The sequence below is a fragment of the Geobacillus sp. B4113_201601 genome (assembly GCF_001587475.1).
Taxonomy (GTDB): domain Bacteria; phylum Bacillota; class Bacilli; order Bacillales; family Anoxybacillaceae; genus Geobacillus; species Geobacillus icigianus.
The window spans coordinates 21,628-42,141 of record NZ_LQYX01000101.1; the positions used below are offsets into that span (position 1 = coordinate 21,628).

21 protein-coding genes and 1 riboswitch are annotated in these 20,514 nt (G+C 54.6%); of the genes, 9 read left to right on the forward strand and 12 right to left on the reverse strand.

The window, feature by feature from the left end; all coding sequences use genetic code 11:
* Positions 1-217 precede the first annotated feature (217 nt).
* Positions 218-871, reverse strand: a complete 654-nt coding sequence (gene bshB2, locus B4113_RS14690; RefSeq protein ID WP_061912617.1) for a bacillithiol biosynthesis deacetylase BshB2 — start codon at positions 869-871, stop codon at positions 218-220.
* 12 nt (positions 872-883) lie between these two features.
* Positions 884-1,231, reverse strand: coding sequence for a YojF family protein (locus B4113_RS14695; protein WP_061912618.1), 348 nt, complete (start codon positions 1,229-1,231; stop codon positions 884-886).
* A 160-nt stretch (positions 1,232-1,391) separates the two neighbouring features.
* Here B4113_RS14695 and B4113_RS14700 point away from each other — a divergent pair, with 160 nt between their 5' ends.
* Positions 1,392-2,162, forward strand: coding sequence for an arginase family protein (locus tag B4113_RS14700; protein WP_061912619.1), 771 nt, complete (start codon positions 1,392-1,394; stop codon positions 2,160-2,162).
* A gap of 592 nt (positions 2,163-2,754) precedes the next feature.
* Here B4113_RS14700 and B4113_RS14705 read toward each other — a convergent pair.
* The 7 genes from B4113_RS14705 to B4113_RS14735 all read right to left on the reverse strand — a co-directional run bounded on the left by B4113_RS14705 (position 2,755) and on the right by B4113_RS14735 (position 8,206).
* Complete coding sequence (locus B4113_RS14705; protein WP_033020594.1) at positions 2,755-3,039, reverse strand: acylphosphatase; 285 nt, start codon at positions 3,037-3,039, stop codon at positions 2,755-2,757.
* A 208-nt stretch (positions 3,040-3,247) separates the two neighbouring features.
* The gene (locus tag B4113_RS14710; protein ID WP_061912620.1) at positions 3,248-3,994 is read right to left on the reverse strand and encodes a sirohydrochlorin chelatase; all 747 of its coding nucleotides are present in this window, start codon (positions 3,992-3,994) and stop codon (positions 3,248-3,250) included.
* An 11-nt stretch (positions 3,995-4,005) separates the two neighbouring features.
* Positions 4,006-4,782, reverse strand: a complete 777-nt coding sequence (cobA, locus tag B4113_RS14715; RefSeq protein WP_061912621.1) for a uroporphyrinogen-III C-methyltransferase — start codon at positions 4,780-4,782, stop codon at positions 4,006-4,008.
* Positions 4,783-4,931: 149 nt separating this feature from the next.
* A complete protein-coding gene (gene cysC, locus B4113_RS14720; protein WP_061912622.1) occupies positions 4,932-5,543 on the reverse strand; it encodes an adenylyl-sulfate kinase in 612 nt (203 codons plus the stop codon).
* 12 nt (positions 5,544-5,555) lie between these two features.
* Positions 5,556-6,716 (reverse strand): sulfate adenylyltransferase, encoded by a 1,161-nt coding sequence (gene sat / locus B4113_RS14725; RefSeq protein WP_061912623.1) that lies wholly within the window; start codon positions 6,714-6,716, stop codon positions 5,556-5,558.
* Between the two features lie 113 nt (positions 6,717-6,829).
* A complete protein-coding gene (locus B4113_RS14730) occupies positions 6,830-7,537 on the reverse strand; it encodes a phosphoadenylyl-sulfate reductase (protein ID WP_033020587.1) in 708 nt (235 codons plus the stop codon).
* Between the two features lie 129 nt (positions 7,538-7,666).
* Positions 7,667-7,773, reverse strand: a riboswitch (SAM riboswitch).
* Between the two features lie 208 nt (positions 7,774-7,981).
* The gene (locus tag B4113_RS14735) at positions 7,982-8,206 is read right to left on the reverse strand and encodes a DUF1128 domain-containing protein (protein WP_061912624.1); all 225 of its coding nucleotides are present in this window, start codon (positions 8,204-8,206) and stop codon (positions 7,982-7,984) included.
* A gap of 217 nt (positions 8,207-8,423) precedes the next feature.
* On the opposite strand from B4113_RS14735, the gene B4113_RS14740 reads away from it, so the two are divergent.
* On the forward strand, positions 8,424-8,906 hold the full coding sequence (locus B4113_RS14740) for a low molecular weight protein-tyrosine-phosphatase (RefSeq protein ID WP_061912625.1): 483 nt from the start codon (positions 8,424-8,426) through the stop codon (positions 8,904-8,906).
* Between the two features lie 104 nt (positions 8,907-9,010).
* Entirely contained in the window at positions 9,011-9,844 is an 834-nt protein-coding gene (locus tag B4113_RS14745; RefSeq protein ID WP_061912626.1) for a YihY/virulence factor BrkB family protein, read from the forward strand.
* A gap of 242 nt (positions 9,845-10,086) precedes the next feature.
* On the opposite strand, the gene B4113_RS14750 is transcribed toward B4113_RS14745, so the two are convergent.
* The gene (locus B4113_RS14750) at positions 10,087-10,233 is read right to left on the reverse strand and encodes a BH0509 family protein (protein WP_033020583.1); all 147 of its coding nucleotides are present in this window, start codon (positions 10,231-10,233) and stop codon (positions 10,087-10,089) included.
* Between the two features lie 123 nt (positions 10,234-10,356).
* Positions 10,357-11,490: an MFS transporter gene (locus B4113_RS14755; protein WP_061912627.1), complete on the reverse strand. Its 1,134-nt coding sequence runs from the start codon at positions 11,488-11,490 to the stop codon at positions 10,357-10,359.
* Positions 11,491-11,956: 466 nt separating this feature from the next.
* Between B4113_RS14755 and cax the strand changes: the two genes are divergently transcribed.
* The gene (gene cax, locus B4113_RS14760; protein WP_033023405.1) at positions 11,957-13,009 is read left to right on the forward strand and encodes a calcium/proton exchanger; all 1,053 of its coding nucleotides are present in this window, start codon (positions 11,957-11,959) and stop codon (positions 13,007-13,009) included.
* 155 nt (positions 13,010-13,164) lie between these two features.
* Positions 13,165-13,953: a YfkD famly protein gene (locus tag B4113_RS14765; RefSeq protein ID WP_033023398.1), complete on the forward strand. Its 789-nt coding sequence runs from the start codon at positions 13,165-13,167 to the stop codon at positions 13,951-13,953.
* Between the two features lie 47 nt (positions 13,954-14,000).
* Here the strand turns inward: B4113_RS14765 and yfkAB are convergent, their stop codons facing one another.
* On the reverse strand, positions 14,001-15,125 hold the full coding sequence (yfkAB, locus tag B4113_RS14770) for a radical SAM/CxCxxxxC motif protein YfkAB (protein ID WP_033023395.1): 1,125 nt from the start codon (positions 15,123-15,125) through the stop codon (positions 14,001-14,003).
* A gap of 225 nt (positions 15,126-15,350) precedes the next feature.
* Between yfkAB and B4113_RS14775 the strand changes: the two genes are divergently transcribed.
* The 4 genes from B4113_RS14775 (at position 15,351) to rlmD (ending at position 20,376) form a co-directional block, all read left to right on the forward strand.
* Entirely contained in the window at positions 15,351-16,898 is a 1,548-nt protein-coding gene (locus tag B4113_RS14775) for a fumarate hydratase (RefSeq protein ID WP_033023392.1), read from the forward strand.
* Positions 16,899-17,071: 173 nt separating this feature from the next.
* Positions 17,072-17,863 (forward strand): delta-lactam-biosynthetic de-N-acetylase, encoded by a 792-nt coding sequence (gene pdaA / locus B4113_RS14780; RefSeq protein ID WP_033023390.1) that lies wholly within the window; start codon positions 17,072-17,074, stop codon positions 17,861-17,863.
* Positions 17,864-18,106: 243 nt separating this feature from the next.
* Positions 18,107-18,973: a DNA-3-methyladenine glycosylase gene (locus B4113_RS14785; RefSeq protein ID WP_033023388.1), complete on the forward strand. Its 867-nt coding sequence runs from the start codon at positions 18,107-18,109 to the stop codon at positions 18,971-18,973.
* Entirely contained in the window at positions 18,970-20,376 is a 1,407-nt protein-coding gene (gene rlmD, locus B4113_RS14790; RefSeq protein WP_033023387.1) for a 23S rRNA (uracil(1939)-C(5))-methyltransferase RlmD, read from the forward strand. The genes B4113_RS14785 and rlmD overlap by 4 nt, the downstream gene beginning before the upstream one ends.
* The last annotated feature ends 138 nt before the right edge of the window (positions 20,377-20,514 follow it).

Below are 20,514 nucleotides of genomic sequence, written 5' to 3' on the forward strand. Positions count from 1 at the left end.
TCCACCCATTTCTCAATTAGAGAAACCTTGCAGAATCAGTTTTCTTTTCTGAATGAAAATGCAGCCGCTCGGCGTGTGACAGCGGTTTTTCCCCAACCTTCTAAGCTTCAGCCAAGACAGCGGCTAGATGGGCATCGTTCCCACGCGGGCGCGAAACGAAAAGGGGATCGGTTGCATTGGGATCCCCTTTTTAGACTGTATAGATCCGCTCCTTCTGTTAATCATCCCAGCGGTACGTCCAAAATCGCTCCGTTTTCAGCCACGCGAGCGCGTCGCCGCGCGTCGCGGCCGCCTGCATCAGCCCTTCGGTTTGCGAGCGGTGGGCGCGTATGGCGGCGAGTTTGGTGTCGATGACCGAGCTGACATCGCGGATGATGTCCGGTTGGCCGAGCTCCTGCTCGCAGTTTTTGGCAAAAGCGACGCAATACACGGTCGGCCGCTGTTCTTTGGGCCATCGCTTCAACGCGCGAATGACGGCTTCTCCGCATGCATCGTGATCGGGATGGACGCTGTAGCCGGGATAAAACGTAATGACAAGCGATGGGTTCGTTTCCGCCACGATGGCGGCGATTCGGTCCGCCAGCTCTTCTTCATCCTCAAACTCGATCGTCTTATCACGATAGCCGAGCAAGCGCAAATCATGAATGCCGAGAACGCGGCATGCTTCTTCGAGTTCGTGTCTACGAATGAACGGCAGCGTTTCGCGATTGGCAAACGGGGGCACGCCCATATTCCGCCCCATTTCGCCAAGCGTCAAGCAGGCGTATGTAACCGGTGTGCCGCTTTGCGCATGCTGGGCGATCGTTCCCGAGACACCGAACGCCTCATCGTCCGGATGGGGAAAGACAACGAGTACATGTCGTTCGTTCATCGGAAGCCCTCCTTAGGCAAACGGCTTGCCGCTCAGTTCAAGGGCGACAGCCAGTTTTCCTTCATAGTCATGTCCCGCTAACAGCAATTGTTCTTCTTTCGTCCATTCCCAATGGGTTAACCCTTCGGCGTACACCCAGCCGATGTCTAGCTTCAGCCCGATGCGGTACGGCCCTAATCCGGTGATTTTGCCGCGGGTGAAGCGGATGCGGGCGTTGCGGATGAAAGCGCCGGCAGAAAAAAACCCTTCATTATGGTGAGCAGCGTACGCCCCGTTCGTCGTCTCCAAATGAATGTACACATCGCGGTTGGCCAAGCGGTTCAGCGCCTCTTGCACGACGGCGGCATCGATCGGTTGCACGCGAAGTCCCTCCTTTTGCTGTTTTCTATATTGTACATGACCGAAGCATCAGAACGGAACTATTTCGCTTTTTTTTGTATAATAGAAACGGACACATCTTGGACTCATCCACACCTAGAAGCGTTGACGGACCGTTCGACGAAAGGAAAGGTGAAGGGAAATGGGGTTTCAAGGAAATGGTGTCGCTTTGTTGCATCTCGATGGCACGTATCGGCCGCAAACGCGGCTGCTTCGTTTTCCGCACGAGTGGGTGGACCTCGCTGACGTGCCGGAAACGAATTTGTATTGCAGCCAGACTGCGCTCGCTGAAATCGAACGTCGGCTGCGCCGACGGCGAACCCGCGGGGCGGTGCTGATCGGGAGCGGTAACTATCATTATGTCACGTATTTGTTGTTGCAAGAAATACAGGAACCGTTCACTCTTGTGTTGTTTGACCACCATACCGATGCGGATCCGAGCGACGGCTTCCTCATGTCGTGCGGATCATGGGTGGCCCGCGCGCTTGACCATCCGCAGCTGCGGAAGGTGGTGATCGCTGGTCCGACGTTTTCTCCGAATCATCTCCAGTTATCCCCGAACATCACTGTTCTTTCGTTTGCTGACGATGACGAATGGCCGAGGGCGCTGCTAGAAGTCGTCCCGACAAGAAGCGTCTATATTAGCATTGACAAAGATGCGCTAAGCCGCGAAGATGCCGTCACGAACTGGGATCACGGAACGATGCCGCTTTCGGTGCTGCTGGCTTGCCTGCGGCGGCTGCTGCTTCAGAAAAACGTATTGGGCGTCGATGTATGCGGGGAGTATCCACGATCCGCTGTCGATGCGTTTGATCCGCTTTGTCGTGAAGCGCAGAGGAAAAACGAGCAGGCGAATATGGCCATTTTGGAGACGTGCTTCCGCTATGCAACGCCCCATTTGCGGCCCGCTTGAATTCTGCCGAGTTGCCCCGGAGCTGGCGAGCGGCTTTGTGCGCAAGCGAAAAACATGTTCGTTCGCCAGCGCCGCGCGCCGGGCGGCATCTTGCGCCCGCAACACACATTGGGCAGATGATGGAAGGCGTGAACATAGCGGCTGATGCAACAAGTTTTTTCTACTTGAGAAACGATTCGGAAAAGGGTTGCGCAAGTCAATCAGCCCTATAGAAGGCTGGTGAAAAACAATCGATCAAGGAATGAAATGATCGCGTTCCCGGGTTTTTCAGTTTGAGAAACGCACCGGCCTCATAGATAGCTGGTGAAAAATGGTTGTTTCTTTTGAGCAATGGGGGAGCGCTTGAAAGATGATCCTGATGCGACAGAGCTTTTCTATTTGAGAAACGAGGTTGGTAAGCGACCTGCTCCCTTAAATCATCGGCCTCCTAGAAGGCCGGTGATTTCGTGCAAAATACTGCTGAGTTCCGCCCGTTTCTCAATGAGAGAAACCTCACAGAATCAGCTTTCTTTTCTGAATGAAAATGCCTCCAATGGGTGTGACAGCGGTTTTTCACCGACCTCCTAGAGGCGGTATTTCATTGGCCGAGCGGTCAGCACCCGCTCCCGTACATAATGCGGAACGGTTTTTCATCAGGCCGAACATCGCGCGGCTCGATGTGCAGGCGTGTCACTTTGGCAAACATCGTTCCCGCTTCAATCGTTTCCAAAAAGAGTTGAAGAGCGCTTTCGTTCCCTTGCACTTCCATTTCCACTGTTCCGTCATCATTGTTTTTCACCCAGCCGGTCAGCTGCCGCTTCAACGCCTCGTGCTGGACGAAATAGCGAAAACCGACCCCTTGCACGCGTCCTTCGGCAATGACATGCACCCGTTTCATATCGCCACCTCCTTAGTTGCCTCACGCTCCGGCGATTTTCCTATCTTTGACGCGGGTCAAAGGCAGACAGCTATGAACGTTGCTTCAGTGCCTAACGGAATGGTCTGTGCGGAGCGTTCAGCCAATGGTTGCCGCTGCTCTTTGCGGTCCCGCTTTCATCATATAATAGACGGGAATGAATGTACATACAAAAAAGGAGCTTGGACGGTCAAGCTCCTTTTTTCGCCAGCGCCAGCGACGCTACTTGTTGCCGAATGAGCGTCACTAGCCGCGGATGGTAGCCTAAGTAAGGACACAAATGCCATTGTTTGTCAGAAGTAGGGAACCCGCGCAGCTTCCGTTCGATCGTTTTCATTAAGACCCCGGTGAACAATAAATATGGAACGACAAACACGCGCCGGCAAGGTGAGGCGTTCGCCTGCTCAAGCCCTTCGTCAAGCGTCGGGCCGATAGCGGCAAGAAAGCAGACGCTAACGTGCGGGACGTGTGTTTTTTCTTGCAAACGCCGGGCGATGGCGGTGATGTCGCGCTTCGTATCGGGATCGCTGCTGCCGCGGCCGATGAGCAAAATCATCGATTCGCCATCGAGGGAAGACGCGCATTCACTGATGCGGTCAATGATGATGTCAATCATCGCATCATGAACGCCAAACGGGGAACCGCAGACGATTTCGACTGCTGGATGGCGCTGTTTCGCCAGCTCGAGCGCCGCCGGAATGTCGCGTTTGGCGTGTCCGGCCGATAGGAGCAAAAGCGGAATGACAATGATGCGCGTCGCTCCTTGGGCGACGCAACGGTCAACCCCGGTGATGATATCCGGTTCCGCCAGTTCGATAAAGCAAAGTTCTTGAATCGGGATGTCGACGGCTGCCTTGCATTGCTCGAAGAAACGGGTCGCTTCCAAGCGCGCGGCAGCGACGCGGCTGCCGTGGCTGACGTATAAAACAGCTTCCATGGCGAACCGCCTCACGATGTGGCGCCAGCGGCCGCAGAGGACCACAACAGCCGCTCATACCATTGAATGTTCGCGCGCAGCCGCACGACCTCCCCGATGATGACCATGCTCGGATTTCGCATTTGCTCGTTGGCGGCGATTTCGGCGATCGTCGCTAACGTGCCAGTGACCGTGCGTTGGGCGGAGGTCGTTCCCCATTCGATGACCGCCGCCGGTGTTTCGGGCGACTTCCCATATTTCATCAGTTGGCCGCAGATGGAGGATAAGCGCTGAATCCCCATATAAATGGCAATGGTGTCGATGCCTTTGGCTAAGCTTTCCCATTGAATTTCGTCGCCGCTTCCTTCGCGCCGGTGCCCGGTGACAAAGGCGACGCTTGAGCTGAACTCGCGATGGGTGACCGGGATGCCGGCATACGCCGCTGCGGCGATGGCAGAGGTGACACCGGGAACGATCTCAAACTCAATCCCATGCTTGACGAGCGCTTCCGCCTCTTCGCCGCCGCGCCCGAACACGAATGGATCGCCGCCTTTTAAGCGGACGACAGTTTTCCCCTTTTTGGCATGCAGGACGAGCGCGCGGTTGATCGTTTCCTGCTGCATGGCGTGGCAGCCGGGCAGCTTCCCGCAAAAGATCAATTCAGCGTCCGGCTTGGCGTATGACAACAACTCTTCGTTAATGAGACGGTCGTACAAAATGACATCCGCCCGTTGAATGCATGTTAGTCCTTTGACGGTGATCAGTTCCGGATCGCCAGGGCCGGCGCCGACAAGGTAGACTTTTCCCATCGTTGTTTCCGCCCCTTCGTGCATGATTCAGCCAACCGCCGGAGCGCGGCGTGAATGCCTAGCTGTGCTTTTTATTGTACATCGTTTGCTTTTGTGCGCAAACGACTTTGGCAAATGTTCTTCCGTTCTTTTGAGCAAAGGAGGAACAATCAGTCCGCCTTCGCTGCCGGGATCATTCTCCGTTCGCGCAAATAAGCGAGCACTTGCTCGACGCATTCTTCGACCGAATAGCGGTCGGTTTCGATCGTCAGCTCCGGCGCTGTCGGCGCTTCGTACGGCGAGTCGATGCCGGTAAATTCGCGAATTTCCCCGCGGCGCGCTTTTTCGTACAGCCCTTTTGGGTCGCGTTTTTCACATTCTTCAAGCGGACAGCTAACATAAATTTCGATAAACTCGTCCTCGTCGACGAGACGGCGGACGAGCGCCCGGTCTTCGGCAAACGGGGAAATAAAGGCGGTTAGAACAAACTGGCCGCTGTCGACAAACAGTTTGGCCACTTCACCGATGCGGCGGATGTTTTCCGTCCGGTCGGCGGCGGAAAAGCCGAGGTCTTTGTTGAGCCCGTGGCGGATGTTGTCACCGTCTAATACGTAGTTTTGAATGCCGAGCTCAAACAGCCGTCTGGAAACGGCGTTCGCCACCGTTGATTTGCCGGAGCCGGACAGCCCGGTGAACCAAAGGATGGCGCTATGATGGCTGTTGCGCTCGCGCCGGTCTTGTTTCGTGACCGATGTTTGATGCCAAACGATGTTCGTGCTCATGACGCTCCTCCTTTACCGCGTTGACGGGGTGACCGCTTCGCGCTGTTGCAATCCTTTGATCAAGACGGCGGCGACTTCCGGGCGGCTGAACGTGCTTGGCGGCACTTGGCCGTTGCGAAGCATTTCACGAACTTTCGTGCCGGAAAGAACGACATGATGCTCAGCATCATGCGGGCACGTTTTCGTTGACGCCATGCCTTCGCATTTCGTGCAATAAAAGCTATGTTCGAAAAAGAGCGGCGTGATCCCGAGCTCTTCGGCCGTAAAGTTCGAGAAGATTTTTTGTGCGTCATACGTGCCGTAGTAATTGCCGACACCGGCGTGGTCGCGGCCGACGATGAAGTGCGTGCAGCCGAAGTTTTTGCGCACCATGGCATGGAAAATGGCCTCGCGCGGTCCGGCATAGCGCATGGCCGCTTGGAAGACGCCAAGGAAGACGCGGTCTTTCGGATAATAGTTTTCCAGCAGCACTTGGTAGCTTTCCATCCGGATGTCAGCCGGAATGTCATCTGCTTTCGTTTCACCGACGAGCGGGTTTAAAAACAAGCCGTCGACGATCTCAAGCGCGCATTTTTGAATGTATTCGTGAGCGCGGTGAACCGGGTTGCGCGTTTGGAAGCCGACAACGGTGTTCCAGCCGAGTTCGGCAAACCGCTTCCGCGTTTCGGCCGGATCGAAATAAAACGCGGCGAACGGTCCTTTATCGGTCCGTTTGACAAGCGTGACTTCCCCGCCGACGTACACATCCGGTTTTTCAAACAGTTTGCGCACGCCAGGGTGGGCGAGTTCATCCGTTTTGTAAACGAACGTGGCTTCTTTTGTTTTGTCCGGGCGGTACATATCAGCGATTTCGATGACGCCGTACACGTCGCCGTTATAAACGAGCTTCGCTTTATCGCCGACGGCAAGTTCTTTCGCTTTCTCCTCCGTCACCGCGAGCGTGATCGGAATGCTCCAGACGGTGCCGTCAGCGAGGCGCATCGTATCCACAACCGCGTCGTAGTCCGCTTTCGTTAAAAAGCCGGTGAGCGGGCTGTACGCCCCCGTGCCGATCAATTCCAAATCGCTTAATTCCGCTTTCGACAGTTCGATCGTTTTGGATGCTTCGTCAAGCGGATAATCGGGATTCCAACGATTGATTAATGTGCCGCCATGCGGGATGCTTACGCTCATGTTCATAACCTCCTAGATTGATAGACTGAAAAATCGCTTACATGCCGCCATGTTCATGGCGAAGAAAAAGGAAATGAGAAACGCAATCGCAAGGAGCATACGATGGGTTCCTCCTATGTGAGATGGAGCCCGCACTCGGTCTTCCCTTGGCCGGCCCAGCGCCCGGAGCGCAAATCGTTCGGATCGACTGCCGGCGCTGTACACGGAGCGCAGCCGATGCTCGGGTAGCCGCGGTCATGAAGCACGTTGTACGGAAGATCGTGCTTATACACGTAGTTCCATACGTCTTTCCATGTCCAATGAATGAGCGGACAGACTTTGACCGAACGGAATTTGTCATCCTTATTGATGTATTCGACATGGCGCCGCGTCGGCGATTGTTCGCGGCGCAAGCCGGAAATCCAGGCGGTCACCCCGGTCAGCGCTTCACGCAGCGGAATGACTTTGCGCAGCTCGCAACATTTGTTCGGATCGCGCTTCCATAGTTCATCGCCAAACTGGGCGGCTTGTTGTTCCAACGTCAGTGACGGGCGTTTCATCACGATGCGGAGCGAAGGATATTTTTCTTTCACTTTTTCGATCGTGTCATACGTTTCTTGAAAATGCAGGCCCGTGTCGAGAAAGACGATTTCCGCATCCGGTTTCACTTGGGAAATCAGATCGATCAGCACGATGCCTTCGATGCCAAAGCTACAGGCGTACACCATTTCATCACCGTACTCGCGGTACGCCCAAGCGAGAACGTCAAGCGCTCCTTTTGTTTCATTGTCAGACGGAAAAGACGGTTTTTCTGCCGTTTCCCACTGATCGTACGTGAGCATCGTTTTTCCCTCCTTATAAAACCAAAGAAAATCAACGTGATTAGTTGGATATTTACTCAGCAAGCGGCAGCTCGGCGACAAAAATGCCCTTCCCATTTTGATTGTGGAAAGAGCGGAAGAATTAGCGCCGCCTTATCTTTCAAAATGGAACCCATTTTGCTGGAATTGGCACCTTGCTAGCCAGAGCAGGTTGCCGGAGTTCATCGGGCCAGTCCCTCCCTCGCTCTTGATAAGCGTATGCAATGATGGAATTGATTAAAATTTTAGCACAATTGCCGCCGATGTCAATCCTAGTTTTTCGATGGGAATTATGTTTATCGTGGCGGGCAAGCGCCTTTGGATCATGGCTGGCCGGTGCGTCATGTCAGCGAACCCCGCGGTTCGGCGGAAAGACGCCCCGTTTTCCGCCCTTCAAAACCGCGCGTCCTTACGACCGGCAAGCCTTTACTTTTTGCGCAGATTCCCGAGTTCTTCCACAATGGCTTGCATTTCACTCGGACTGAACGCCTCGCGTTTCATCACCATCTCGAAAATCTCTTTCAATTCATCGTACCATTCCTCGGAAAAATGTGATGGCTTCATCGCTTCCCAATTGAGCATTTTTAATTTTTGTTTCAATTGGTCAATCATGTATTCGACGTTTTCCGCCGACGGTTTGGATAAGTCCATGATTCGCGCTCCTTTCATAACGGTTATCATGTATTGTACCACACCGGCGCTGAAAAGCGGGAGAGAAGATCGTCTGTTGCCCAGCCGAGAAACAGACGGTATGGTAAAATGGAGAGGTGGGCCTGTGCGGTGAAAGAGAGGCTAGGCCGGCGAGAAAAAAGAAACAATACCGAATGAAACGATGTTCATCACGATGGCGAAAGGGAGGCCGTTTCGGATGGTGAAAGTGCTGTTCGTTTGTCTTGGAAACATCTGCCGTTCGCCGATGGCGGAAGCTGTTTTTCGCCATTTGGTGAAAGAGCGGGGACTAGAGCATGTCATCACCGTTGATTCGGCGGGAACGGGCAGCTGGCATGTGGGAGAACCACCGCATGCGGGAACGCGGCGAATTTTAAGCGAGAACAAGATCGATTATTCCGGCATCCGCGCCCGGCAAGTCGCCCGCCGCGACTTGGAGGAGTTCGATTATATCATCGCCATGGATGCCACCAATTTGAACGATTTGCGGCGGTTGGCCGGCCCCCGGTCGAGAGCGGTGATCGCTCGGCTGCTCGATTTCGTGCCGGAACGGGAAACGGACGACGTGCCAGACCCGTACTATACGGGCAATTTTGCCGAAGTGTATCGCCTGATCCGAGCGGGATGCGAGCATTTACTGGAAACGATCATGCGCGATCATCGGCTGACGGAGGAGCATTGAGCCGCTTCCGCTTCGCCTGGCGCGGGAGCTCTCTTTCACGGCGCTGATGAAAAAAGCGGTCAACGATGCAGTCGTTCGAAAAGCAAGGGAAGGGAGGACGGCCGATGTTGGTGAATGCGACATTCATCCGCGAGTTGGCCCGGCGTTTTCAGGAAGATGAAATCCCAAGACTATCGGCGGAGCTGGCGTATTATTTTCTCCTGTCGTTGTTTCCGTTTTTGCTGTTTTTAATGACGCTGTTAGCCTATTTGCCGATTCCGCATGAGGATGTGCTCGCGCTCGTGCGGCAATACGCCCCGAAAGAGGCGCTTCGTCTCATCGAGACGAACGTTCATCGCCTCATGGATGAACAAAACGGTGGCTTGCTGTCGTTTAGCATCATTGCCGCTGTTTGGTCTGCTTCGAATGGGATGAGCGCGATTATGCGGGCGTTCAACCGCGCTTACGACGTGCAAGAAGATCGGCCGTTTTGGGTAGTAAGGGGGTTGTCGATCGTATTGACGCTCGGCATGATCGCTGTCATTATCGTCGCTCTCGTGCTTCCCGTTTTTGGAAGGATGATCGGGCTGTTTTTGTTTTCGGCGCTCGGGTTGTCACGGCCGTTTTTGGATGTTTGGAACACATTGCGATGGGTGACGAGCTCCCTGCTCTTGTTTGCGGTGTTTACTGCGCTTTACTATTTTGCCCCGAATAAGCGGCTGCGCTGTGTCAATGTGGTGCGCGGCGCCGTGTTTGCCACGGCCGGCTGGATTGCCACCTCGTCGGCGTTTTCCTATTACGTCAACAACTTCGCCAATTATACGGCGATGTATGGCAGCCTTGGCGGGATGATCGTGCTGATGGTGTGGTTTTATTTGTCTGGCATGATCTTGATCTTGGGAGGAGAGCTGAACGCTCTGTTCGATTGCGAACGGGAAGGGAGAAAGCGGGTCCGTTAAACGTGTATAAAACGAGTGCCGACCGGACAATGTAATGGTGTGGGGATTTTCATACAGGGGGGATGACGATGGCGAAGCATACGAAAAAAGACGGGGGAACGAAGCAAAAAGGGAAAAATCGGCCGAAGCATAAAACGAGCGGGAGTGCCAACGGCCAAAACGGTTACCATTGAACATCAAGCCGACCCAAAACGTGTCTGTTTTGGGTCGGCTCCGTTTTGTGCCCATTCGAGCGATCGCTATTACTCCACAATTTCTTCGTGATGATGATACGAGCGTTCATAAAGGTATTCAATCTCGGCGTCGGTCATGCAAGCAAGTTGTTCTCGCGACAAGCCCCGCACTTTTTCAATAAATTCGATCATGTTTTTCCGTTCTGTCCGGCTCATCATCGCCACATCCTTTCATATACTGTTTTAAAACACATCATGATTATCTTGTTTTTATTATATAACAGAAAAGAGAAAACGGTCAATGATTTTTTTAAAAAAACAGAAAATGAAAGGAAGCGGTTAGGCCGTTTTTTCCTGCTTTCGTCGCTTCACAAGGCCGAGAACCGGGAGCAGGAGAACGGCGCTGACCGCTAGGAAAAAGGCGTCCGCTGCAACATCGACAGCGCTGCCGGAAAGCGGCGGGCCGATCATGCTACCGAGGCTGTACAACATTCCGCACAACAAATTCCCAGCCGGGAGGAGCGCTTTTGGCAGCAGATCGGTCATGTAGGCGATGCCGAGCGAGAACAGCGACCCTGTAAACATCCCGGCGGCAAATAAGCAGATCGCTAGGCTGACGGGAGAAGGACCGGCAGCAAACGCCGCCAAAAAACAGCCGGCGCCCGCCAACAGCGCCCCAGTGATGGTAATGCGGCGCCCGAGCCAGTCGCTCAAAGCTCCAAGCGGCAGCTGAAACAGGATGCCTCCCAATGAGAAGCAAGGCAATAAAAACGCGATTTGTTCTGTGCTCAATCGCTGATCCAAGGCGTACAGCGGGAACACCGAGTGAATGGCTGCTTCCAAAAAGCCGTAAGCAAACGGCAACAAGAGCGCGGGCCATGCCCCCTTCCACGCCCCTAGCCACCGCCCGGCCGCCGTGGACGTTCGTTCCAGCGGCCGCGGTTTTTCATTCGGCAGCGAAAACACGGCCACCCAGCCGATCAGACTGAGCAGAGCGCCGATGAAAAACGGCAACGCTTCGTTGACCGAAGCGAGCGAAGCGAGCAGCGGCCCGACGGTAAAGCCAAGGCCAAACGCTAAACCGTACAGCGACAGCCGTCGTCCGCGCTTCTCCGGCGGCGAAAAGTCAGTGATCCACGTTTGAGTCGCAAAATGAAGCATATGATCGCCCACCCCAATGAGAAAGCGCAGAACAAACCAAATGAAAAAGGAAGGGAACAGTGGAAAAAGGGTAAGCGAACATATTACAATAGAACTGCCAAGGAGAATCATGGGCTTGTACCCATATTTGCCCAAGGGCTGCTCCAAAAAAGGGGAAATGAGCAATACACCGGCATACAGCGCGGCCGCATGCCCTCCGTTCACCGAAGAAGAAATCCCCTGTTTATCAAGCAAAAGAGCCAACAATGGAAGCAGCATTCCTTGAGACAAGCCTGAAATGGCGACGATTCCGGTTAAAACAGCGAAACGCATTGGCAAGCCCCCGTTTCTGTGGATTGTTCGCGTTGCCGCTGCCGAACGACAGAGGTAAGGCAGCGGTATGCCTGTTTTCCGTGAAAATGCCGAACTGTCGCGAGATTTTCATGTCTGGGTGGAGGGCCGATCACCGCCCATGGATCTTTTCCGTGAAAAGGCCGCACTGGCGCGTGATGTTCAGCCCTGGATGGAGGGAAAACGCTACCCGTCGAATTTTCTGTGGAAATCTCGTCGGCAAGCGGTCGCTTTCATCCCCTGGGCAGAGGGCAAAGCGTCGCCCGTGGGCCCTCCGCAAAAATCCCGTTACCAAGCGGTAAGGTTCCCCCGCGGCCGATCACGCTGCCCTTCAAATGTTTCGGTGTAGATGCGCCACTCTTCATCGTAGTAGATGCGCCACTCTTCATCGTACAGGCGAATGCCGGATTGTGCAACGAAAATGAATGGAAAGGTGGAAGAAGCGAAAATGAACAAAGTATTCGCTTGGCTGACATGGATCGGCGTGCCGGTGTCCGTCATCGGCGGACTTCTTCACTGGCCGACCGTTTTGCTGTTTGGGCTATACTGTTTGACGATCATTGCGCTCGCCAGCTATATGGGGCGGGCGACGGAAAGTTTGGCGATTGTCGCCGGGCCGCGCATCGGCGGGTTGTTGAATGCGACATTCGGGAACGCCGTCGAGCTGATTATTTCCATTTTTGCCTTGAAGGCTGGGCTCGTTGACGTTGTGCTCGCTTCCTTGACCGGTTCGGTGCTTGGCAACTTATTGCTCGTTGCCGGGCTGTCATTTTTTGTAGGTGGGCTCAAATACAAACGGCAAGGATTTAACATTTATGATGCCCGCCATAACGCGGGGTTGTTGACGTTTGCCATTTTTGTCGCCTTTGTCATCCCTGAGGTGTTTACGATGCAGATGGACCGCGGAGAGCAGCTGGCGCTCAGCGTCGGCATCGCCATCATCATGATTTTGCTTTATATCGCGGCCCTGTATTTTCGGCTTGTCACTCACCGCGGCGTTTATCAGCATCAATCCGATAAAACGGAAGAACACGAAGAGCCGGAATGGGGAAAAGGAAAAGCGACGACCATTTTGGCGCTGGCCACGGTGGCGGTGGCTTACTTATCGGAACGGCTTGTCCATACGTTTGAAACGGTCGCCGAATCGTTCGGCTGGAGCGAACTGTTTATCGGGATCATCATCGTCGCCATTGTCGGCAATGCGGCCGAGCACGCTTCGGCCGTCATTATGGCGTATAAAAACAAAATGAACGTCGCCGTCGAAATCGCTATCGGCTCGACATTGCAAATCGCCATGTTCGTCGCGCCGGTACTTGTGCTCGTTTCGCTTCTGTTTCCGGAAAAAATGCCGCTCGTCTTTTCGCTTCCTGAGCTGGTCGCGATGGCCGCTTCCGTGCTGCTCATCATCGTCCTTTCCAATGACGGGGATACAAATTGGTTTGAAGGGGCGACGCTGCTGGCGGCGTATACGATTATGGGAATCGGCTTTTACTTGCTGTGACGGGGCTTCCGTTAAAAACGGCCTCCTAGTGGTTTGGACAGACGAAGAAAACGAAACGCCGAAGCAGGACAAAATTTTCATCGCCGCGGATAAAGAGCAGGTTTTGAAAGAAACTAACCATGAATACCTAGGAGCGAAAGGAGTGAACATGCGGGATGAAAAAATGGTCCGTTTCGTTGCTCGTGAGCGCGCTGCTTCTATATGCGGCCGCAGCGCCGACGTTGGCGTCCTCCGGCAAACCGGCGCCCACCGCGGTGATCGATATATCGAAAGAAAATACGTACCCAAATCCAACGCAAGACTTGCCGCATTTAGAGCCAAGCTCGTTTGCGAAACAGCTGTTGAAATCGGCCAACGTGAAAATCGAAAATCCTGAATTGATTCATCTTTTAAACGAATCGTCGGCGACGGACACGCCATGGGCCATCGGCTATCGAGCGACGATTTATTTAGGTCAATGGCCGCTCAATTACCAGTCGCTGGAGACATCAACGAATTGGGAATACCAAAAAGTCAACACGAATTTCCTCGATAATCGCGGCGGCGATGCCGCACAAAAATTGTATTATAAACAAGAAATGCAAAAACACGTCCGCGGCGGGTTGACATCCAAAGTGCCGAATGAGGATGCTGTCAAGCGGATGATGCTGAACAAAGCGATGGAAAAAACGAATTTGCCGCTTGCGTTCAGCACGGTCGTCGGCCTTGGCACGAAAAAAGACCAGCCGTACCAAGTGCCGGCGAAAAAGATGGGGTATTTGTACGCCTATGTTCCAGCGGTCAATGAAAAAGGAAAAGTGACTTACGGCGAAGTGTATGTCGTTTTGCGCGGAAACAAAAAGAACATTGTCGTCAAAAACGTCACGACAAGAGGAGTCGGGGCGTGGATCCCGGTGCAGGACCGGCTGTATATGTCTTACGTTGTCAGCGAGCAACCGAGGTAAAAGGTGCCCAAAAGACGGGCACCTTTTCCATTTGCTAGTCATACCGCTTATCGGGCCACTCGCGCGGATCGCTTCGTAAAATCGATGTCGCGATAATACGTCTGCTTCACAAGAACGTTCGGCCCGAGGCAGCGCGCCGCCGGACAATGGCAAAGCAGCTCATTGGCCAGTTTCGAGCGGCGCCATTGGTCATACACGTCAGGCAGCGAATCGCGGATGATGTTGCCAAGCGGCGGTTCATCGCCGAAATCGGTGACGATGACATCGCCGGTGAAAATGTTGACATTGAGCCGCGAGCGGCCGTCCGGATCGTTGCGCACGGTGACGTTTTTGCTTTCGTACAGCCGCTTCAATAGGGCCACATCTTCTTCGTTGTCGCTGCACGGGTAAAACGGCAGCGTGCCAAACAGCATCCAGACGTCCTCGTTGCGAATGTCAAGCAAATGGTGGATCGCTTCGCGCAATTCGTCCAAGCTCAACGTCTCAAGTGCACTGGCAAAATCGCTCGGATACATCGGGTGGATTTCATGCCGCCGGCAGCCCATTTCCTCGACCACTTGGCGGTGGATCGTTTCCAAATGGCGAACCGTCCGCTTGTTGAGCATCGTTTCCGCCGACACTAAGACCCCCGCTTTCGCCAATGCTTTCGCGTTGTCGAGCATGCGCTGAAAATACTTTTCGCGCTGGGCGCGCGTCGGCTTCCGCTCCATCATGGCGAATCCGCCGTCGATAAAGTCATCGATCGTTCCCCAGTTATGGGAGATGTGCAGCACATCCAAATACGGAATGATTCGTTCATAGCGCGCCAAGTCAAGGGTCAAATTTGAATTCAGCTGCGTCCGCACCCCGCGCTCGTGCGCATAGCGGAGAAGGGGAACGACGTATTGGTCGACGGATTTTAATGACAGCATCGGCTCGCCGCCGGTGATGCTTAATGATCGCAAATGCGGGATTTCTTCCAAGCGGCGGAGCAACAAATCAAGCGGCAGCGCCTCGGGGTCTTTTGCCGACAGCGTATAGCCAACGGCGCAATGCTCACAGCGCATATTGCAAAGCGTCGTGGTCGTGAACTCGATGTTCGTCAGTTCAAGTTGTCCGTATTCTTCAATATCGACATACGCCTCCCACGGGTCATACATCGGTGTAATCGCTGGCATGGTCGATGCACGCATGTCTTTCTCCTCTTTCCATTCAAAGTCTCAACGTTCATTATCGGCAACAGTCACTCCGCTTGTCAATCGTTTTACCGAACCTCTATCCCATTCCTATGAGGCGGGCGTGGAGCTGATGAGACAGAAAAGAAAGATTTTTTCCATAACCGAGAAAAAGCAGTATAATAGAAGGAGATGAGACAACTGCCGATAGGGCGATCCAAAGGGAAAGGGCGTGGAACCGACATGGAAAAATTCCAGCAAAGCATGTATGACTTGATCGTGGAGACGTCAACGAAGCTGCCGAAGGACGTTCGCCGAGCGATCGCTCGGGCGAAAGTGCGCGAAAACGCCGGCACTCGGGCGGCGATGGCGCTCGATACGATCGTTGAGAACATTCAAATGGCGGACGAAAACGTGTCGCCGATCTGTCAGGACACCGGCTTGCCGACGTTTAAAATCAAAGTGCCGGTCGGCGTGAATCAAATCGAAATGAAAAAAGCGATCCGCGCCGCCATTGTTGAAGCGACGAAAAACGGCAAGCTGCGTCCGAACTCGGTCGACTCGCTTACCGGCAAAAACAGCGGCGACAACTTGGGAGAAGGCGTGCCGGTCATCAAATTTGAACAATGGGAAAACGATTACATTGACGTCCGTTTGATTTTAAAAGGCGGCGGCTGTGAAAACAAAAACATTCAATACAGCCTGCCGTGTGAACTCGAAGGGCTCGGCCGCGCCGGCCGCGACCTTGACGGCATTCGCAAATGCATTTTGCATGCGGTGTACCAAGCGCAAGGGCAAGGGTGCAGCGCCGGCTTCATCGGCGTTGGCATCGGCGGCGACCGCTCATCGGGCTATGAGCTCGCCAAAGAGCAGCTGTTCCGCCCGGTCGATGACGTCAATCCGATCGAAGAACTGCGCCAACTCGAAGAATACATTATGGAAAACGCCAACAAGCTCGGCATCGGCACGATGGGCTTTGGCGGCGAATCGACGCTGCTGGGCTGTAAAATCGGTGTCATGCACCGCATCCCGGCAAGCTTCTTCGTTTCCGTCGCTTACAATTGCTGGGCGTTCCGCCGCATGGGCGTGAAAATCGACCCGCAAACCGGCGAAATCGTTGAATGGCTGTACCAAGACGGCGAAGACGTCGATTTAACTAAGGAGCTGGAAAAAGTGGAAGCCGCCGCGGCGCTTGAACAAGGCGACACACGCGTCATCGACCTCGTTCCGCCGCTGTCGGAAGAACAAGTGCGCCAGCTTCGCGTCGGCGATGTCGTCCGCATCAGCGGCATGATTTACACCGGCCGCGACGCTATTCATAAATATTTGATGGACCATGACGCGCCGGTCGACTTGAACGGGCAAATCATTTACCATTGCGGCCCGGTCATGTTAAAAGATGAGGAAGGCCGCTGGCACGTCAAAGCCGCCGGCCCGACGACGAGCATCCGCGAAGAGCCATACCAAGGCGACATCATGAAAAAATTCGGCGTCCGCGCCGTCATCGGCAAAGGCGGCATGGGCGCGAAAACGCTGCAAGCCTTAAAAGAACACGGCGGCGTGTATTTGAACGCCATCGGCGGCGCCGCGCAATATTACGCCGATTGCATCAAATCCGTAGAAGGCGTCGATTTGCTGGAATTCGGCATCCCGGAAGCGATGTGGCATTTGCGCGTCGAAAACTTCACCGCCGTCGTCACGATGGATTCGCACGGCAACAGCTTGCATGAAGATGTGGAAAAATCGTCACTTGAAAAGCTCGCTCAATTCAAAGAACCGGTGTTCAAATAAAAAGAAAGAAGCGATTTCAAACGAACGGCTGGTCGCTCAGCTCACCTGGCCCCAAACGCGTGTGCCGCAGGCGCGTTTGGGGCTTTTTTTGCAAAAAATGGCGCGCGTAAAGCGCGGAGGCGGGAAAACAATAAGAAAAAGGAAACGATCGCAGCCAAGGAGGCATTGTGCGCATGAAATGGCTTCTTTCTCTTTTGTTGCTGTTCACGTTGATCCCCGCCCCCGCGTTCGCGGCAAGCCATGCCCCGATCCATTGGGGATTCAAGCGGAGCGAAAACCATCAGCCCCCATCGGCGGGAAAAGAGCTTGACGAACTGCTCGCCAAATACGATGCCTTTTATTTAGGCGATACGAGCGAAAAAACGATTTATTTGACGTTTGACAACGGCTATGAAAACGGCTATACGGCGCAAATTTTAGACGTGTTAAAAGAAAAGAACGTGCCGGCTGCCTTTTTTGTCACCGGCCATTACTTGCAAACCGCCCCTGAGTTGGTGAAACGAATGGCCGCCGAGGGGCACATCATCGGCAATCATTCATGGCACCACCCCGATTTGACAACGGCAAGCGAAGAGCGGTTCCGTGAAGAGCTGGAAAAAGTAAAAGAAAAGACCGAGAAATTGACCGGGCAAAAAGGGATGGCGTACCTTCGCCCGCCGCGCGGCATTTTCAGTGAACGGACGTTGGCGCTCGCCCGCGAGCTCGGCTATTACCACGTCTTTTGGTCGCTGGCGTTCGTCGACTGGCAGACCGACCGCCAGCGCGGCTGGCAATACGCGTACGATCAAATCATGAAGCAAATCCATCCCGGGGCGATTTTGCTTTTGCACTCGGTCTCAAAAGACAACGCCGACGCGCTGCCGAAGGTGATCGACGACTTGCGCAAACAAGGGTATACGTTTGCCAGCTTAGATGAGTTGATGGCGAAAAAGATGGGCCTCCATCCGTGGCTGTTTCGTCCGTAACGCCTTCAGCGCGGCCTGTCTGCTCATGGAAGTGAGCGCTTTTCGGTGCAGAAGTCAGTGCCGACAGCTTCTGTCCCTGTGTCCGTCGTCGTCGCGTTGCGGATGGTCAAAACAACAGGGTGCGCCGCTAGGCTATTCCCCGCCTCGCCACCAGAAACGGATCGGCTGCTTGTCCGATTCGTTGGTTTGGCGGGGCGTTTTTCGTTATAATAAGGGCACGGACGAACGAGAAAGGTGAGAACGATGTGGAAACAAACGATTACCGTGCCCGCGCCGTACGATTTTGCCCATGCGTTGGAGCGATTGGCGCTCGATCCGCTGCTGGCGGTTGATCTAGAGCGGCAGCGCGTCACCGTTCCGCTTCATCTCGATGACGTAAAGGTGCCCGTCGCGGTGGAAAGCATCGGTACGAAAGACGCCCCGCGCTTGATCGTGTCGGGGCCACATCCCGAGCGGCAACAGGAGATCATTGAACGGATTTCCGATCTGTTTCAATGGCGGACGCCGCTCGCTTCGGTGCACGGCCATTTTCAGGCGACCGAGCTGGCGCCGCTATTTGCCCGTTATGAAGGGCTGCCGTTGGTGCTTGATTTTGATTTGTATTTTTGCCTCGTCAAATGTTTGATCCACCAACAGCTTCATCTCAAAGTCGGCTATCGGCTCACAGAGCGGTTTGTGAAAACGTTCGGCGAGGAGCGGGACGGCGTTTGGTTTTACCCGCGCCCGGAAGAGATCGCCGCCCGCTCGTACGAGGACTTGCGCGCCTTGCAGCTGAGCGGACGGAAAGCGGAATATATCGTCGATGTGTCGCGCCTCATTGCCGAGGGGAAGCTGCGGCTTGATGAACTCAGGCAGATGGAGGACGGCGAAGTGATGGAACGGCTGACCGCCGTCCGCGGCATCGGGCCATGGACCGTGCAAAATTTCCTCCTGTTCGGACTCGGCCGCCCGAACGTCTTCCCGCCGGCGGATATTGGCTTGCAGCGGGCGGTGGAACAACTTTTTCAGCTGCCGAAGCGGCCGACCGCCCACGAGCTGGCGGCGCTCGGCGAGCGGTGGAAGCCGTATGCGAGCTACGCGGCGCTTTATTTATGGAGAAGCATTGAATGAGAGGGACCGATATGGCAAAGCGACAAACGAAGGTGAAGATTCGAAAGGGAGACCAATTTCCGCTGACGATTCAGCGAATCGGCATTAACGGCGAAGGGGTCGGCTATTTTCAAAAACAAGTCGTCTTCGTCCCCGGTGCCTTGCCGGGCGAGGAAGTGATCGTCGAGGCGACCGACATCCACCCTACCTATGCCGAGGCGAACATCAAGCGCATCCGCAAGCGCTCGCCAAACCGCATCAAGCCGCCATGCCCGCTCTATGACCAGTGCGGCGGCTGCCAGCTCCAGCACTTGGCGTACGAAGCGCAGCTGGAGGCGAAGCGCGACATTGTCATCCAGGCGCTGCGCCGCCACGCCCGCCGCCTCGATGTTGACAAACTTGACATCCGTCCGACAATCGGCATGGATGACCCGTGGCATTACCGAAACAAAAGCCAGTTCCAAGTCGGGATGAAAGAAGGGAAGGTGCTCGCCGGGCTGTACGGCCTCAACTCCCATCGGCTCATCGACTTGTCGGAATGCCGCGTCCAACACCCGCAAACGACGCGCGTGACGAACATCATCAAAACGATTTTGCAAGACTTGCGCATCCCGATTTACAACGAGCGGACAAGAACCGGCGTCGTGCGGACGATCGTCGCCCGCGTCGGCTTTCATACCGGCGACATCCAAGTCGTTCTCGTCACGGCGACGAAAGACATTCCGCGCCAAGAGCTGCTCATTGACGAAATTCGCCGCCGTCTCCCCGAAGTCAAATCGATCGTGCAAAATATCAACGGCGAAAAAACATCGCTCATTTTCGGCGATGAGACGGAAGTGCTCGCCGGCGACGAATACATTCAAGAAACGCTCGGCGACTTGTCATTTGAGCTCTCCGCGCGCGCGTTTTTCCAGCTCAATCCGATCCAAACGGTGAAATTGTACGATGAAGTGAAAAAAGCAGCCGCTCTCACCGGAACAGAGAGGATCGTTGACGCCTATTGCGGCGTCGGCACGATCGGGCTGTGGCTCGCCTGCGACGCCAACGAAGTGCGCGGCATGGATACGATTCCAGAAGCGATCGCAGACGCAAAGAAAAACGCCAAAAAACACGGGTTCACGAACACGCACTATGTCGTCGGCAAAGCGGAATATTGGCTGCCGAAATGGGTGAACGAAGGCTGGAAGCCGGACGTCATCATCGTCGACCCGCCCCGCGTCGGCTGCGACCAGGCGCTGCTCGAAACGATCCTCCGCGTCCGCCCGCAAAAAGTCGTCTACGTCTCGTGCAACCCGTCCAGCCTCGCCCGCGACCTCGACACCCTAGCGGCCGCCTATCGCGTCGCCTACATCCAGCCGGTCGACATGTTCCCGCATACGGCGCATGTGGAGTGTGTCGCGCAGATCGTGTTACGAGAAACGTAAGCAGGAAACGGGTTTGTTTCCTGCTATTTCATTTTCAGAACAGAGAATCGACAAAAACGTTTTGGGCGTTCCATCGGGTTTCCACACGACCGATGAGGCGAGGGGAGAATTTTCGTTGTCCATCCATCATGAATGACG